We start from the raw sequence: 14364 nt of genomic DNA, 5'->3' as shown, positions 1-14364 counted from the left end.
ATAAATGACCCTATTTTTAGGATATTTGTATAATATTTAAAATAAATAAATTTTCACTCCTCATTTAAAAATAGCTGATTTGTGTTTTACCTCTGCTTTTAGAAATTTGTAAATTATTTTAGCGATAAGAAATACTCTATCGTAAAATTAACCTTAGAAAATTAATTTGCTTCCGTGTGTTTAATAAATCTTTTTTATTAAGCATTAATTTGAAATTGGCATGGTAATATATCAGCTATTGTCTTCTCTGCCTTAATACATCTTCTATAAAATGCTGATATAAATAATTAATAAGAGCAGTCGCAATTGAGATTAAAAAAAGTTGAAAACGCGTCATGTTTACCATTTTGTATACCTTTAGTTTTTCTGCCAGACTGGTCAAAGGATAAGCAAATAGATAATCAAATAGAACGTTAAGCAACAAATATTTTTTGAAACTTCCGTAGGTTAACTTGAACACCCAAAAAGTAGCTATAAAAAATGGTCCAAAGAGAAAAGAAATGTCGCTTGAAAGTTTAGGAAAAAGAGGTTTCTTCACTTTCCACCAAGTAAAGCTTTTAGATAACTCACTGATAAAGGCAATAACTAATGAACTAAAGGTCAAAACAGGTAGGTATCTTTTAAAGACAAATTTATCAACTTTTATTATAGACAGCCAAGGCAATAAAAGTACTGCCAAAAGCATTAACTTTCCTTTCATTATGTACCCAACTCCTGCCGTTACGAAAATGTAAGCTAGATTATATCATCTTTAGTTTATGTAATAGGCTTGTTTTTATGTGCTTACTACACTGCGTTAGTTCTTTTATTCGCCTTTTATTAAAAGGTTTCTTCCTTTCTTCATTTTAAACCCTGTACGTTTTCGCTTTCAGGAAATTATTGATTCTCATATTCTGCATGTGCATGGAGAAAATACGAAGGTGAATGATTTAAAAGGAGGAATTAAAAATGACTACAGTACGTGAAGTTATGACCAAAGATGTGAAAGCTTGTGCACCGCATGACCCAGTAACAGCAGCTGCAAAGTTAATGCGTGATATTAATTGTGGTTCTGTGCCAGTGTGTCAAGAAAATCGAGTAATGGGAATGATTACAGACCGTGATATCGTGTTAAATTGCGTGGCGGACGGAAAAGATTGTAATACTGTTCATTGCCATGATTGTATGACTAAAGATGTAATTACTTGTTCTCCGGATACTGATATTCATGAGTGTGCACGTATGATGGCTGATCATCAAATTCGCCGCATTATTGTAGTGGAGAATAATGATATGGTTGGAATCTGCGCAATCGGTGACCTTGCGACAGTAAATGTATATGTTGATGAAGCTGGTGCAGCATTAAGCGAAATTTCTAATCAAGTTCATTAACACATTTCAGCATGTTGAAAGAGCTTGGAATAACAAGTATGATTCCAAGCTCTTTTTTATTATGACACCCTAGTTGAGCTTTTTCTCTTTTGGATAAAATGTTTAACTCTTCATGATTATCGTCATATTTCTGCAAAACCTCTTTATAATATCAGCTTAAAACTCTATTTCTTATCCTATTTTTAGTGTATAAATCCATACTTCCTGTACAAAATAACCCTGTCTACAAGGAGGTGCTAACATGCCAAATTTAAACGATAACAAATTTAAAAAGATTCAATCTGAGAGTCAAAAGCAAGGAAAGTCTCAAGAGGAATATGCGGCTGAGCTTGATGCTAATCGTGCAAAAAGCCAAAAGAAAAAGTAACAATAAAAAAGGATTACAACCGGTAGAGACCCGTTTGTAATCCTTTTTATCATCCCGCTGTGTTACAGGCTGCGATCAGTTATAAATGTATAGTGAGTATATGCTTCATACTTCTCACCAGGCTTTAATACACAAGAAGGAAAATGCTTATGATGAATAGCGTCTGGTAAACCTTGTGTTTCTAGGCAAACACCAAGGTATTTCTCTGAGTGAACACCTCTAATTTCGAATTCTTCGTCTAGATGATTTCCCGTATAGAGAACTACTGAAGGCTGATCCGTTTTGATTTCTACTTTGCGACCACTTGCAGGATCAAATAATGACATCTGATGTTCTGTTTCTTCTTCTAAAAGAAAAGGATGATCGTATCCTTTACCAACTAATACATTTTGCGGATGAGTGGATTCCACTCCTTCCTTGAGACTATGTCCTTTTCTAAAATCAAATGGGGTATCTGTGACATTTATCGTTTCTCCAGTAGGTAAAAGATCATCATTCAACTCTAAGAATTCGTTACTTTTCAGCTTCAAAACATGATCCAAGACCGTTTCTTTTAGATTTCCGCTTAAATTGAAATACGTATGATTTGTTAAATTGATAAGAGTATCTTGATCTGTTGTTCCTTCGTAAGAAATATGGAACTCATTTTTATTAGTTAATGTATACGTAACTTTCACTTCAAGGTTGCCGGGGTACCCTTCTTCTCCGTCTTTACTTAAATATGTAAATTCAACACCTGCATGATCACTTGCCTCAATTGTTTTGGCATTCCATATTTTGTGGCTAAACCCTTCTGACCCGCCATGCAAATGGTTGTTTCCTTCATTTTTCTCTAGACGATAGGTTTCATCATTAAGCTGAAACGCTGCTCCCCCTATACGTCCTGCTACGCGTCCGACCACAGCTCCGAAATAAGGAGAATACTTTTGGTATTCTTCTATTGAATCAAGTCCCAAGACAACACTTTCAATCTTCCCTTCAGAATCCGGCATTTCAATATTTGATATCACACATCCATAGTCAAGGCAGGTGATTTTAAGCCCTTCATCATTTAGTAAGGTATAAGCATGTACAGCTTGATTATTTAGTTCGCCAAATTTCTCTGAATTTACTTTCATTTTTAATCAGTCCAATCCTCTTTTATTCGTAAATCGCTTAACGGACCCTAAATGTTATAAACCTCGGATATGTTCTTATAGTTCCCTCCGTACTCCTTCCTGAATCTTCATTATTCTCATTTTATTGTAATCGTGTACATTTCCTAATTCAAGCTTGAATGATAAAGGCTGGCTACTGTTTATCATTGCTATTTCTTCAGTATTCCTAAGTATTCTTCCCAAGGTCCTACATCTTCTCTGTATCGTTCTGCCATTACTCGAACAATTTGCGCAATATGCGTTAAATCATGAGCAACCCACGTCGAGAGTAACTCTCTGACTTTTATTTCCCCAAACTCCGGGTGTTCTCCCCTCACTTCAAGATGTTTTTCGTGCTTAACTAGCAGCTTTAGTTGACATAAATTCTGTATTCTTATCATTTTGAACTCAAGAAGCTTCTCTTCAATAGAACTAGTAGATTCCTTGTTTAAATGGGCATAGCGGTCAAACGGAGGGAAAGCTCCCTCTTTTCCTTCTTGAAGGATGAATTCTAGCCTTGGTATCCAATTGTTTTTTTCTGCTTCTATTAAATGCTCTATGACTTCGGAGGTACTCCAAGTTCCTTCTCCTTCATTATATTGCAGCCACCCTGCAGATAACCCAGACAAAAGTTTTTCAAGCGTTTGTGGCGTATGATCAAGTATTTCTATCGCTTCTTTTAAATTAAAATTCATGTAAATTCCCCTTTCGACAAATATGACTTTCAACGTAATAATAATGAGCTGTCAGTTATGTAAGGATTCTTGCGATTATAGTCAATTTTATCACAATTTGCTTCTATTAAAGGAAGGAGCTATTCTTCTACTTACCTTATGCTCACTTAAATAGAACATACGTTTGGTTTTTCTGTAGAAATATGATAAAATATACATAGGCTAGAACGCAGTGAGTATCAGTCTGAATAGGCACTGCTCATCCGTAAAATAGATTGCTAGCGACTTTTTCATCTTGAGCTTTCCGTGTGAATTGGAGGGAGACAACAATGAGTCAAAATCAAAAGCGATGGACAAAAGAAGAAGATACCTTTCTCATCGAGCACTATGGTGTTATGACGCTTCAAAAGATGGGTGAGCATTTACATAGAAGTAAGGAATCAGTTAATAAACGACTTACTCGATTAAATCTTCGTGATTCAGATACAGCTTTACGTAAAAAATGGACGCCTGAACAAGATGCTTTTTTACAACAGAATATTGATATCATGAATAACCGTGAAATGGCACACTCCTTAGGCAGAAGTCCTTCTTCTATTGCTACGCGCATAAAAGTTTTGCGACTAACACGAAAAACGGCGATGCGGAGATGGACGCTACAAGAAGACGATTATTTGCTAAGGTATTACGGAGTAAAACCCCTTTCGCACATATCAGCTAAATTACAGCGAAGTGTGCAAGCACTAGAATCGAGGTTAAGTCGTTTAGAGGTGTATGGAGCTAAATCGCACGTAGGACACATTACAGCGTGTGAACTAGCAGCTTGTCTTGAAGTGGATGTTCATACAATTTACAAGTGGATTCATAAAGAGAAGCTACCGTATAAAATAATCATCGCCAAGACAAGAAAATTCATGGGAATTGACATTCAATCTTTTTGGAAGTGGGCCGAACAAAATAAAACGTGCCTTAACTTTTTTAAAATACCTAAAAATACGCTTATTCCAGAGCCTGCATGGGTGGATGACCAAAGAAAACTAGATTATGTAAAGCGACCTAAATACGAGCATAAAAAGTGGACAGCAGAAGAAGATGCCAGATTGTGGCGTATGTTTTATCAGGAAAAGCGCAATCAGCGAGAAATTGGGCAGCTGCTCGGGCGTTCAAGAAATAGCGTGCAGCGACGCTTAGAGCGGTTACGAAAAAAGAAACTAGCTAGTTAAACGATAAAAAGCTTGGAATAAGCTATGCTTAGCCCAAGCTTTTTTATTGATATGACTTTTTGTTAAGCTTTAACTGCTTTTTCCCAATCTGCTGCAAACTTTTCCATCCCTTGGTCTGTTAACGGATGTTTTGCTAGTTGCTCAATAACAGCGTATGGAATTGTGGCAATATGAGCCCCTGCAAGCGCTACGCGCGTTACATGGTCCGGATGCCTTACAGATGCTGCAATAACTTGAGATTCAATATTTTGAACGCGGAATAACTCAGCGATTTTAGATACTAGCTGTACCCCGTCTTCTGAAATGTCATCAAGACGTCCTAAAAATGGAGAAACATAAGTCGCTCCAGCACGAGCTGCTAAAAGCGCTTGGTTTACTGTGAAGATTAGGGTTACATTTGTTTTTACGCCTTTTTTTGCAAGGTAGCGCGTCGCTTCCAAGCCAGCCAATGTCATAGGCAGTTTAATCGTAATATTTTTATCTCCGTCGTTAATTTTAATCAATTCTTCAGCTTGAGCAATCATGTCTTCAGCAGAAAGGGCGTCAGGCGTTACTTCAGCGGAAACGGATTCAACTTCCGGTACCATTTGAAGGATTTCTTCAATGCGGTCTTCAAATCTTACGCCTTCTTTTGCTACTAAAGACGGATTGGTTGTCACACCAGCTAGAACACCTACTTTGTATGCTTTCTTAATATCCTCAAGGTTTGCTGTATCAATAAAAAATTTCATCTCACTATTCCTCCTTATTGTTGTACATAAATCTACATTTCAACGTACGCAAACTATAGCCTAGCCAATTTGTTGCAGCGCATATAGGTTTTCTATAGAAGCGTTTTCAATCTCTTTTGCAGTTAATAACTTTAATTTTTCTAAAAATTGTATTGCGTCCACTCGGTCTTCAATGTCTTCTTCTGTACGAATATTCTCCGTCTTAATCTGATGGATACATTCGTTGATGACTTCTTTGTATGCATTTGTTTGAATAAACCATTCTGCTAATAGTGTTTTTGTTGCTTCTCTTTCTTCTTCACTTTTAACCGCAAACAAACTCTCTGTTTCTGTTTCACTCAGCATAAGGCTGCTAAAATCGTGATTCATACAAATCCAAAAATAACCTTTTTGGCTATCGTAATACTTTCCTTCTCTTAAAAGAAAATACTTAATTCCAAATTTAATTTTATGAGATTGGTTATCTGAACTCGGCATATGAATTTCTTTTATTTCCACGCTTTCTGGTACATCCAGATATGTCTCTAAACCGTACTTTGTATTTACTACTTTTGCATCCAATATGTCCATCCTCATTCTCCTTTTCTCAAATTCTATTTATTTTTATAAAAAACAGAGGTCTGATTTTATGTAATAACTAATCCCGTTTTTGTGGATGTTTTTCTTAATCAACCGACATGTTTTACTGTTTACGCTTTCATTATATATCAGATTATTCAAAAAAACATCAAAAACAATCAAATTCATTCAAAAAAAGTCATAAAAATTGCAAGAATTAGTCAAAAAAGGTCATTAGCTATTAAAAATAGATGAATTTTTAATGTTGATTGCATGCTTCAATGTTTCTTAAGGTAATTAAACTGGCTTTTATTACATACCCTCTCTGCAAAGAATATACCCACTCATTTCACCGTTTTTTCACTTTAACATGATATCCTGTAGTATAATTTTGTTTCACGTGCTAATTCCCATTAATTTTTGCCGTTTAAGGTTATTCGTTTTTATTAGTGGGAAAGTTACATAAATACAACAAGTTAGAAATAAGGGGATGTTAACATGGATAAGAGAATTGAAACACTAAAAGAAAAGCTGCCTGATAATCATAAGGAGGTTGCTGTTCTGACCTCTCATATTTTTGATGCGCTTGATAAATTAACAACTGAACATCGCAGATATGTTGATATTTCGGCAGCAGCCAAAATAAAGCCGAATCCGGATGAAGAGAAAGCTTTTTTTGATACCATTTATCAAGTGAAAACACTCATCATGTCAGAGCTTGAAAAAACCGTTGAGGATATCGAGCACAAAGGTGATAAAAACTGGCATAAGAACTATAAAGATGGAATCGAGTGATAGGTAAATAAGACGTTTAAAAGCCTGTGCTTTTTGGAGCACAGGCTTTTTCCCCATGAGATTCTCTACACTCTACTGGCTCGATTTGGAGAGCTCTGGGAATTCAATTATTGAAGATTTAATACAGTTACTTTTTCACGAGTCATCGATTCAATACTTTTACGAATGCCTTGAGCGCCCATACCGGATCCTTTTACACCGATAAAAGGAAAATGATCGGGACCGCGTTCTGTGCGGCCGTTGATTTGAACGGAACCGACTTCAATATTATTTGCAATTGAGAAGGCTTTATTAATATCTTTTGTAAAAACACTTGCTTGTAAGCCAAATTCTGATTCGTTTGCTATATCAATGGCCTCTTGGTCGGAAGCGACGCGGATAATTGGTAACACAGGACCAAATGGTTCTTCCCATGCTACACGCATTGTATCATTCACATCATCTAAAAGAGTAGGATAGATAAGGTTGCCTTCACGCTTGTTCCCAGTCACAACTGTTGCACCTTTTCCGAGCGCATCTGCAATTAAAATCTGAATAAAGTCCGCTGACTTACTATCAATTAATGGAACAATCGTACATCCATCTTCAGGAGAACCCACTGATAATTTATGTACTTCTTCTTTTAAAATAGCAACGAGCTCGTTTGCCACTTTTTCATGCACAAGTACACGTTTAATGGCTGTACAGCGCTGACCGGAATAAGAAAATGCTCCGCTTATAATATGTTTTGCTGCTTCTTGTAAATCTGCATCTTCACATACAATACCAGGGTCTTTTCCTCCAAGTTCTAGTACAAGAGGAATCATGCCTGCCTTTTTAGCTAACTGAGTACCCGTATTTGTTCCTCCGGTAAACGAAATCATGTTAATGCCTTTATGTTCAACCAAGTAATCACCAATTACAGATCCACGACCCGTTACGACGTTTACAAGTCCTTGTGGAATACCTGCTTGATCAAGAGCTTCAATCATTTTAATACCGCTGATCGCTCCCTGCGTTGCGGGTTTGAAGATAACTGCATTTCCTGAAATAAGTGCAGGCGCCAGCTTAGCAGCTGACAAATTTACCGGATAATTAAATGGAGGAATCGCGAGGACAACCCCTAAAGGTACACGTTCAACAATGGCAACTTTAGACTTAGAACCTCCAGGAAAACTATCTCCCTTCATGCTTTCTCCATTCATATGAAGTGCTTCTTCAACTGTATAACGAATGAAATCAGCTGTGCGCACGACTTCATTCCTTGCATCTTTTAAGCTTTTTCCAACTTCTTTCATAATAATTTCGGCAATTTCACTCTGCATTTTTACCAGCTCATCTGCCCACTTATATAAATATTTTGCACGGTCTTGCAGAGAAGTTTCTGCCCACCCCTTCTGAGCTTTCTGTGCGGCATGTACCGCTTCATCGACTTCTTCTTTTGTGATAGCTTGCACTTTTCCAATCACATCATGACGGTATGGAGAGACAATATCGATCGTCTGCCCTGATTTGCTTTCTTTCCACTCACCGTTAAGATAAAAAGAATAAGTTGATACATTTAAAACCGTTGTTGTCATAAAAAGTCCCCCTTAATAAAAATGAAATTTATTATCAGAATTTTCAGTCTTTTTATGAATGAAAACTCTGTGAATATTTGAGCAAAAGGAATTCTACTGGTATTCATTTCTATAACTTTTATATCCCGTGTAACTTCCTTAATCTTATACTGCTTACTTGTTGCCTTTAAAGCAGCAGCTTTTTTCTTTTTAACTCAAAACAAAGCCTCGTATAATTTAATGAATATTTCGTATTTTTAATATATATAAATTTCTTTCATTCGTACAATACAAATAAGTTATCTCAACGATTAATAATTTTAATGATTCATATCCTCAATACGAAGAAATCTTTATGGTTTCCTACTTTTTTAAGTGAAATGTCTGTTTTAAGCTCCCTTGATTGTATTTACTTTGGATGGATATCCAGGCGATGCATATACTCTTTTTATTCTATGTGTTGAGAAAATAAAATAAGGGTATAAAATAAATATAGGAAAATGAAGATGAAAGTAGAATATATATTCTAAAGGGAGGGATTTATTGTGATTGTTACTTTAGGTTTTGTGGCATCAATTATTGCTTTGTTTATGCTTTTTACTAACCGGACGTCCAATATCCCGGAAGAAATAATCCATGAAACAACAAATGCCAATAAAGAAGAGCAGTATATGTATTATATATAAAGAGTCTTAAGCGTCTTAACAGACGCTTTTTTATTGTGTTTTTTACAAAGTTTATAGCGGTTAGAAGCGGTCTTCACCCTTTATCCTTACTTGTCAGTGCCTGATAGCCATACATAGTTAAACAAAAACCAATAAACGAAAAAAAGATATGTTTTGGCTTAAAGTTGACTAACGTAAATAAGTTTAATTTTTGATATAAGTAGCTTAACGGAAAAGCAAATAACGAATCCATAAGTAAATTAACGAAGAAAAATCGTTTAAAGCTGCCAAACGTAAAATGAAAGATCCACAATGTCCCGACCAAAAAGGGGCCAAAAATAAAAATGCTATCGTTTAAAATTTTCTCTTTCCATCCTCCTTTTACACTCCACCACTTATAAGGAATAGCTAATGAGCACATCCCTATGACTAACGATGAGGCAAAAAGAGAAGCGGGAAAATAGGTTCTAATTGATTTTTTCGGCATAAATAAAATAGAAATCCACGGAAGAAACAATTGAAGAATTCTGATGACATTAGGCATATTATTAAATTCCCCTTTCTTATGTTAACATGCCTAAATGTAATGGGATTATGCCTATATCCAAAAAATAGGATAAGATCTATTACTCCGTGAGTTATTTACAGTTGGTGGAACAATCATAATTAAAACAGAGCTTATGGCACAGCTTCAAGGTGCAGCTCATAAGTACAATCCTATCTGGTTTATTAGCGCTATAAGAAGCATAACAAAACGGTTAAAAGCTAATTCTTTTTAAGTGAAGATATTCGAATTTAAAATACGACAGACTTCGACACTATCTATTTGTTACTATATTTTCTAGGCTATATGTTCAGAAATGAAACGTTTGTATATAAATGATTCAACAATTTAAGCCGTGGCAAGTGGAGGAAACTTAATGTGTTTCAAATGTAGACTACTGCTGATTAAGATAGAATTTATACGGAAAATGATGATGATGATTGCCCTAGAAGAAGGGTTTACAAGTAGTAATACGATTAAAATCAGTCAGGATCTAGATGTATTGTTAAATCGGTTTGAAGCTACTTGTTAAGAAATGCTGGTTAATAACAGAAAAAGGATCTTTCGATAAGATCCTTTTTTGCTGTTGGTAGACGGTTATTCGTTTCAAAAAAATGAAAGGCTGATATTATTTAGTGGTACATTGTGATCGCTCTTTCATGCTCTATTTAGCTGTTCTGCGCTTCGAAAAAATCCCACATCATTTTTGAAGCATTGGGACCTTTTGGATCGGTATCTGATCCATTATCATTTCCTCCAGACCATGCATGCCCCATGTCCTCTACCATAATTTTTTTCATCCAGATTTTATTTTTTGCATCTGCGTAGTCATACATTATGTAGCTATAATGATTTTCGTTTTCTCTTGAAGTATAAGAAGTAGCATTTTCATGTAGGTCTAGACCGAAATACTTGTATGTATAAATCCACTGCTGAATTAATGTAGATGCATTAATCGGATTGACTGTTGTATCTGATTGACCATGAAAGGTAATGATGGGAATAGGCCGTGCATAAGGTCCCATCTTCTTATAAGCTTCATCACCGTCAAGTTCAGGATTTAAAGAGCCGTATAGCATGACTTGTGCAGCTGTGATGAGATCTACAGCATACGCATTACTGCCTGCTGAATGAATGCCTACCGCTTTAAATACATCAGGATAAGCAATAGCCATCAAATTTGCCATAAAGCCTCCAGCTGACATGCCAGCAAGGTATATATTAGTAGAATCAATAGCATATTTAGTGGTTATGTGATCAATCATATCTTTTATTATGTCTGGCTCTCCATTACCGCGAAATTGGTTATACTCATAAAACCAATTCCAGCACCCGTTGGAATTAGCAAAGTAATTCATTTGAGGATAGAGAACAATAAAGCCTTTTTCTTCTGCTAGCTTATTCATCTCCGTACCCGCAGCAAAATCATCTGCATCTTGTTGACATCCATGAAGCATAACGATTAGTGGTACTTTACTAAATCCAGTATATGTACTTGGAACATACACCTTATAGGTAAAATAATCATCATAATTATACTCTTTCCAAATAGGACGAAAGAACACGCTCTGTAATTCTATTAAAAACGTAGAAGCAGTTAAAACTGGGCTCATAAAAAAGGAACATAAAGTATTCACGAAGTTTACCCTCTCTCTATTTCTGTTGTATACACTCTCTATTTCGTTATATCACAAAATAATCCTTTTATTATGTAGCTGATCTTTTTTATATGCCTCTAATTATTTTTCTCTTCATTCTTTAGTCGTACAAATTCATAGAGTAAATTACGCTCTGCGTTGGATAACAACTTTAGGTAATTTTATTAAACTTAATATAACGACTATCCAATCGGGAAAATTTTAAAGGGAGTGTTCAAAATGACGAAAGTAAAGCCTGGTTTTAAACATTACTGGAATGAGATCATTCAAGCACTTATTACCACCAAATAATAGACAAAATTCCTACTACAGAAAAAAGTTGTGCAGCACGGATAGGTTAGTAAGAATAGTCACTTAGTATGTTTAATACAATGTTAGTCCTTTACGATAGCGATAAAACAGTTGGTCTTATCGAAGAAGGCACGCGTGAATTTAGCTTGAAAGACCCTATCTTTCCATATTCTGAACCGACTACAAAATAAATATTTTTTAAGGGTAAAAAAAGGACTGGCCATAAAAAGCCAGTCCTTTTTTATGTTATCAAACGATTATTTCTTTAACCAAAATTAAAGACTGATGTTATTAGGCGGTACATTGTCATCTGTCTTCAGTTCAGATTCTATGTATGAATCTTTAGAGGACTCTCCCATACGCCAATAAACAAGAAAGCTGATGGCAATACACCCTGCTACATAGAAAAAGAAAAGTGATTCATGGCCGATACTTTTTAGCCATAGTGCGATAAATTCTGCTGTGCCTCCAAATATAGCAACTGTAAGCCCGTACGGTAATCCTACACCAAGAGCTCGAATCTCTGTCGGGAAAAGCTCAGCTTTTACAATAGCATTAATAGATGTATAACCTGTTACAATGACAAGTCCGATTGTCATTAATAAAAAAGCCATGACTGGGTTGTGAGCTTGCTTCATAAAAAGAAACAGCGGTACAGTCAGTAACGTTCCTAAAATACCAAAGCTCATTAACAGCGGTCTGCGTCCAATTTTATCAGATAGCATACCTGCTATTGGCTGGATGACAACAAATACAAGCAGCGCACAGAAGTTAATCCAGCTCACGACTCCTTTATCCAGCCCTACACTGTTTACCATAAATTTCTGCAAATACGTTGTATACGTATAAAAAGCGACCGTTCCTCCTAATGTTAAGCCAATAACGGTTAACACTGCTTTAGGATGCTTCATAAGTGCTTTAATAGTCCCTGCATTTTCACGGCTTTTAGAGTCCATTTTAGAAAATTGTTCTGACTCATCCATTGTACGGCGCAGCCATAAAACGCTTAGCGCTCCGATGGCTCCAATAACAAAAGGAATACGCCAGCCCCATGAAATCATATCTGCTTCACTAAGAACGTTTTGCAGAATAATTTGAACACCTAATGCTACCAGCTGACCCGCAACAAGCGTCACATACTGAAAGCTTGAATAAAATCCTCTTCGCCCGCTACTTGCCATTTCAGAAAGATAAGTGGCAGACGTTCCGTACTCTCCTCCTAAGGAGATTCCTTGAAGCAACCGTGCTAATACTAGAATAATGGGAGATAATAACCCTATTGTGCCATAGTTAGGAGTACAAGCGATAATGAAAGAACCGCTCGCCATGATGGTAATAGACAAGGTAAGCGCAGCCCGACGACCATATCGATCCGCGTAGCGTCCCATTAATAAACTACCAATTGGACGCATCAAGAAACCGACGGCAAAGATTGCGGCTGTGTTAAGCAGCTGACTTGTTGAATCACCTTCTGGGAAGAATTGCGATGAAAAATAGACGGCAAAAGCAGAGTAAACATACCAATCGTACCATTCAATTAAATTTCCAACAGACCCTTTGAAAATATTACTTGTAATACGCCTGTTGTTTGCAGCTTCACTAGTATGAGCCATGATTAATCCCTCTTTTCTTTGATTAATATCTTCTTTTGTACTATTTTGATAGAGATTTAGCTTACTTTATAATGCCTTTTTCTTTGTAATACTTTTTGGCACCTGGGTGCAACGGTAAAGGAAGTTGTTCTGCAGCTTTTGCTAACGTTATTTTTTCAGCAGAGCTATTCGTTTGCTCAAGCGTTTTTACATTTTCAAACAAAGCTTTTGTCAGCTCATATACTTTTTTTTGCGGCATATCTTTATTGGTAATCAAAAGGTTGTTAACCATGACTGTTTTTGTTTCTGTGTTGACATCCTTATATGTATCAGCCGGAATCATCCCAATTCCTAGTGGCGGGTATGATTTTTTTAATTTTTCTGTCACTTCTTCAGGCACTGAAATCAGTTCAATCTCGTTTGTTGAAGCTAACTCTGTTATTCCCGAGTTAGGATATCCAGAAGAAAGAAAAGCTGCATCTGCAGTTCCATTTTTAATTCCTTCAATTCCTTCAGAAAAAGGTAAGAACCGTGCATGAAAATCCTGCGTGCTGATATGCATTTCTTTTAGAATTCGCATGGCCAATACCTCTGTACCGCTGCCGAGCGCTCCTACCACCACATTTTTTCCTTTTAAGTCTTGAAGCGTATGAATTTTAGCTGACTTAAGAGATACAATTTGCATATAGTTTGGATATAAAGAGGCCACTGCTCTTACATTAGATAAATCTTTCTTATTAATTACGGCTTCTTCTTTTTCCTGAGAACTTGCCAGCATATCGGCCATAGAAAAACCAAGCTCGGCTTTTTTTTGCGCAACTTTACTAATATTTTCTACAGAAGCTTCCGTCGTCTGTACACTAGCTTGAATTCCTAGCTTTTCTCCATAAATTCTGGCTAGAGCATTGCCTAACTGAAAGTAAACACCTGTTGGTCCTCCGGTCAAAATGGTAAGCGGTTTGTTATCAACCTCTTCACTAGCCTTTATGTTAGAGTCAGTGCTGTTCTCTTTTTTTTGATCAATAGCTAGTAGATCTCTATTTAAAACTGCTATGATAAATATCAAACAGAAAACGAGCGCCGCCGCTATATATTTTTTCATTTATTCACCTCTATTTTCTTTAATGTGGGCGCTTACAATAATATATTGCAATTTTCGTGCCAACAAAAAATCCCTTAAATGGCACAGAAACTGACAAGAACCCGGCAAAAAATGCCGGG

16 protein-coding genes are annotated in these 14364 nt (G+C 36.2%); 6 read left to right on the top strand and 10 right to left on the bottom strand.

Annotated features, from left to right (window positions below; translation table 11 throughout):
- Positions 1 to 235: 235 nt before the first annotated feature.
- Complete coding sequence (locus tag M3225_RS18785) at positions 236 to 700, bottom strand: hypothetical protein (protein ID WP_251396209.1); 465 nt, start codon at positions 698 to 700, stop codon at positions 236 to 238.
- Positions 701 to 948: 248 nt separating this feature from the next.
- Between M3225_RS18785 and M3225_RS18780 the strand changes: the two genes are divergently transcribed.
- Positions 949 to 1371, top strand: a complete 423-nt coding sequence (locus M3225_RS18780; protein ID WP_251396208.1) for a CBS domain-containing protein — start codon at positions 949 to 951, stop codon at positions 1369 to 1371.
- Positions 1372 to 1612: 241 nt separating this feature from the next.
- Complete coding sequence (locus M3225_RS29640) at positions 1613 to 1738, top strand: hypothetical protein (RefSeq protein ID WP_013056562.1); 126 nt, start codon at positions 1613 to 1615, stop codon at positions 1736 to 1738.
- Positions 1739 to 1800: 62 nt separating this feature from the next.
- On the opposite strand, the gene M3225_RS18775 is transcribed toward M3225_RS29640, so the two are convergent.
- A complete protein-coding gene (locus tag M3225_RS18775) occupies positions 1801 to 2856 on the bottom strand; it encodes an aldose epimerase family protein (protein WP_251396207.1) in 1056 nt (351 codons plus the stop codon).
- 188 nt (positions 2857 to 3044) lie between these two features.
- A complete protein-coding gene (locus tag M3225_RS18770) occupies positions 3045 to 3569 on the bottom strand; it encodes a DinB family protein (protein WP_251396206.1) in 525 nt (174 codons plus the stop codon).
- Between the two features lie 308 nt (positions 3570 to 3877).
- On the opposite strand from M3225_RS18770, the gene M3225_RS18765 reads away from it, so the two are divergent.
- Positions 3878 to 4771 (top strand): sigma-70 family RNA polymerase sigma factor, encoded by an 894-nt coding sequence (locus M3225_RS18765; protein ID WP_251396205.1) that lies wholly within the window; start codon positions 3878 to 3880, stop codon positions 4769 to 4771.
- Positions 4772 to 4833: 62 nt separating this feature from the next.
- On the opposite strand, the gene fsa is transcribed toward M3225_RS18765, so the two are convergent.
- Positions 4834 to 5502: a fructose-6-phosphate aldolase gene (fsa, locus tag M3225_RS18760; RefSeq protein WP_251396204.1), complete on the bottom strand. Its 669-nt coding sequence runs from the start codon at positions 5500 to 5502 to the stop codon at positions 4834 to 4836.
- 60 nt (positions 5503 to 5562) lie between these two features.
- The gene (locus tag M3225_RS18755) at positions 5563 to 6072 is read right to left on the bottom strand and encodes a hypothetical protein (RefSeq protein WP_251396203.1); all 510 of its coding nucleotides are present in this window, start codon (positions 6070 to 6072) and stop codon (positions 5563 to 5565) included.
- A 486-nt stretch (positions 6073 to 6558) separates the two neighbouring features.
- Between M3225_RS18755 and M3225_RS18750 the strand changes: the two genes are divergently transcribed.
- Entirely contained in the window at positions 6559 to 6855 is a 297-nt protein-coding gene (locus tag M3225_RS18750; protein WP_013082749.1) for a hypothetical protein, read from the top strand.
- A gap of 107 nt (positions 6856 to 6962) precedes the next feature.
- Here M3225_RS18750 and M3225_RS18745 read toward each other — a convergent pair whose 3' ends face one another.
- Positions 6963 to 8414, bottom strand: coding sequence for an NADP-dependent glyceraldehyde-3-phosphate dehydrogenase (locus tag M3225_RS18745; RefSeq protein ID WP_251396202.1), 1452 nt, complete (start codon positions 8412 to 8414; stop codon positions 6963 to 6965).
- A 524-nt stretch (positions 8415 to 8938) separates the two neighbouring features.
- On the opposite strand from M3225_RS18745, the gene M3225_RS18740 reads away from it, so the two are divergent.
- On the top strand, positions 8939 to 9079 hold the full coding sequence (locus M3225_RS18740) for a hypothetical protein (RefSeq protein ID WP_165573386.1): 141 nt from the start codon (positions 8939 to 8941) through the stop codon (positions 9077 to 9079).
- A 73-nt stretch (positions 9080 to 9152) separates the two neighbouring features.
- On the opposite strand, the gene M3225_RS18735 is transcribed toward M3225_RS18740, so the two are convergent.
- Positions 9153 to 9602 (bottom strand): hypothetical protein, encoded by a 450-nt coding sequence (locus tag M3225_RS18735; protein ID WP_251396201.1) that lies wholly within the window; start codon positions 9600 to 9602, stop codon positions 9153 to 9155.
- Between the two features lie 376 nt (positions 9603 to 9978).
- On the opposite strand from M3225_RS18735, the gene M3225_RS18730 reads away from it, so the two are divergent.
- Entirely contained in the window at positions 9979 to 10134 is a 156-nt protein-coding gene (locus M3225_RS18730) for an aspartyl-phosphate phosphatase Spo0E family protein (RefSeq protein ID WP_016763750.1), read from the top strand.
- Positions 10135 to 10270: 136 nt separating this feature from the next.
- Here M3225_RS18730 and M3225_RS18725 read toward each other — a convergent pair whose 3' ends face one another.
- The 3 genes from M3225_RS18725 to M3225_RS18715 form a co-directional block, all read right to left on the bottom strand.
- A complete protein-coding gene (locus M3225_RS18725) occupies positions 10271 to 11239 on the bottom strand; it encodes an extracellular catalytic domain type 1 short-chain-length polyhydroxyalkanoate depolymerase (RefSeq protein ID WP_251396200.1) in 969 nt (322 codons plus the stop codon).
- Positions 11240 to 11826: 587 nt separating this feature from the next.
- Positions 11827 to 13164, bottom strand: coding sequence for an MFS transporter (locus tag M3225_RS18720; protein WP_251396198.1), 1338 nt, complete (start codon positions 13162 to 13164; stop codon positions 11827 to 11829).
- A 61-nt stretch (positions 13165 to 13225) separates the two neighbouring features.
- Positions 13226 to 14245, bottom strand: coding sequence for a TAXI family TRAP transporter solute-binding subunit (locus M3225_RS18715; protein ID WP_251396196.1), 1020 nt, complete (start codon positions 14243 to 14245; stop codon positions 13226 to 13228).
- Positions 14246 to 14364 lie beyond the last annotated feature (119 nt).

Origin of the sequence: Priestia aryabhattai (assembly GCF_023715685.1) — a bacterium.
GTDB classification, from domain to species: Bacteria; Bacillota; Bacilli; order Bacillales; family Bacillaceae_H; genus Priestia; species Priestia aryabhattai_B.
The sequence above is the reverse complement of the archived record's forward strand: the minus strand, read 5'-3'. Positions and strand labels throughout refer to the sequence as shown.

Excerpts from the sequence above, each read along its gene's own strand:
- M3225_RS18785 (WP_251396209.1), bottom strand. The coding sequence starts at position 700 with ATGAAAGGAAAGTTAATGCTTTTGGCAGTACTTTTATTGCCTTGGCTG.
- M3225_RS18780 (WP_251396208.1), top strand. The coding sequence starts at position 949 with ATGACTACAGTACGTGAAGTTATGACCAAAGATGTGAAAGCTTGTGCA.
- M3225_RS29640 (WP_013056562.1), top strand. The coding sequence starts at position 1,613 with ATGCCAAATTTAAACGATAACAAATTTAAAAAGATTCAATCTGAGAGT.
- M3225_RS18775 (WP_251396207.1), bottom strand. The coding sequence starts at position 2,856 with ATGAAAGTAAATTCAGAGAAATTTGGCGAACTAAATAATCAAGCTGTA.
- M3225_RS18770 (WP_251396206.1), bottom strand. The coding sequence starts at position 3,569 with ATGAATTTTAATTTAAAAGAAGCGATAGAAATACTTGATCATACGCCA.
- M3225_RS18765 (WP_251396205.1), top strand. The coding sequence starts at position 3,878 with ATGAGTCAAAATCAAAAGCGATGGACAAAAGAAGAAGATACCTTTCTC.
- fsa (WP_251396204.1), bottom strand. The coding sequence starts at position 5,502 with ATGAAATTTTTTATTGATACAGCAAACCTTGAGGATATTAAGAAAGCA.
- M3225_RS18755 (WP_251396203.1), bottom strand. The coding sequence starts at position 6,072 with ATGGACATATTGGATGCAAAAGTAGTAAATACAAAGTACGGTTTAGAG.
- M3225_RS18750 (WP_013082749.1), top strand. The coding sequence starts at position 6,559 with ATGGATAAGAGAATTGAAACACTAAAAGAAAAGCTGCCTGATAATCAT.
- M3225_RS18745 (WP_251396202.1), bottom strand. The coding sequence starts at position 8,414 with ATGACAACAACGGTTTTAAATGTATCAACTTATTCTTTTTATCTTAAC.
- M3225_RS18735 (WP_251396201.1), bottom strand. The coding sequence starts at position 9,602 with ATGCCTAATGTCATCAGAATTCTTCAATTGTTTCTTCCGTGGATTTCT.
- M3225_RS18730 (WP_016763750.1), top strand. The coding sequence starts at position 9,979 with ATGTGTTTCAAATGTAGACTACTGCTGATTAAGATAGAATTTATACGG.
- M3225_RS18720 (WP_251396198.1), bottom strand. The coding sequence starts at position 13,164 with ATGGCTCATACTAGTGAAGCTGCAAACAACAGGCGTATTACAAGTAAT.
- M3225_RS18715 (WP_251396196.1), bottom strand. The coding sequence starts at position 14,245 with ATGAAAAAATATATAGCGGCGGCGCTCGTTTTCTGTTTGATATTTATC.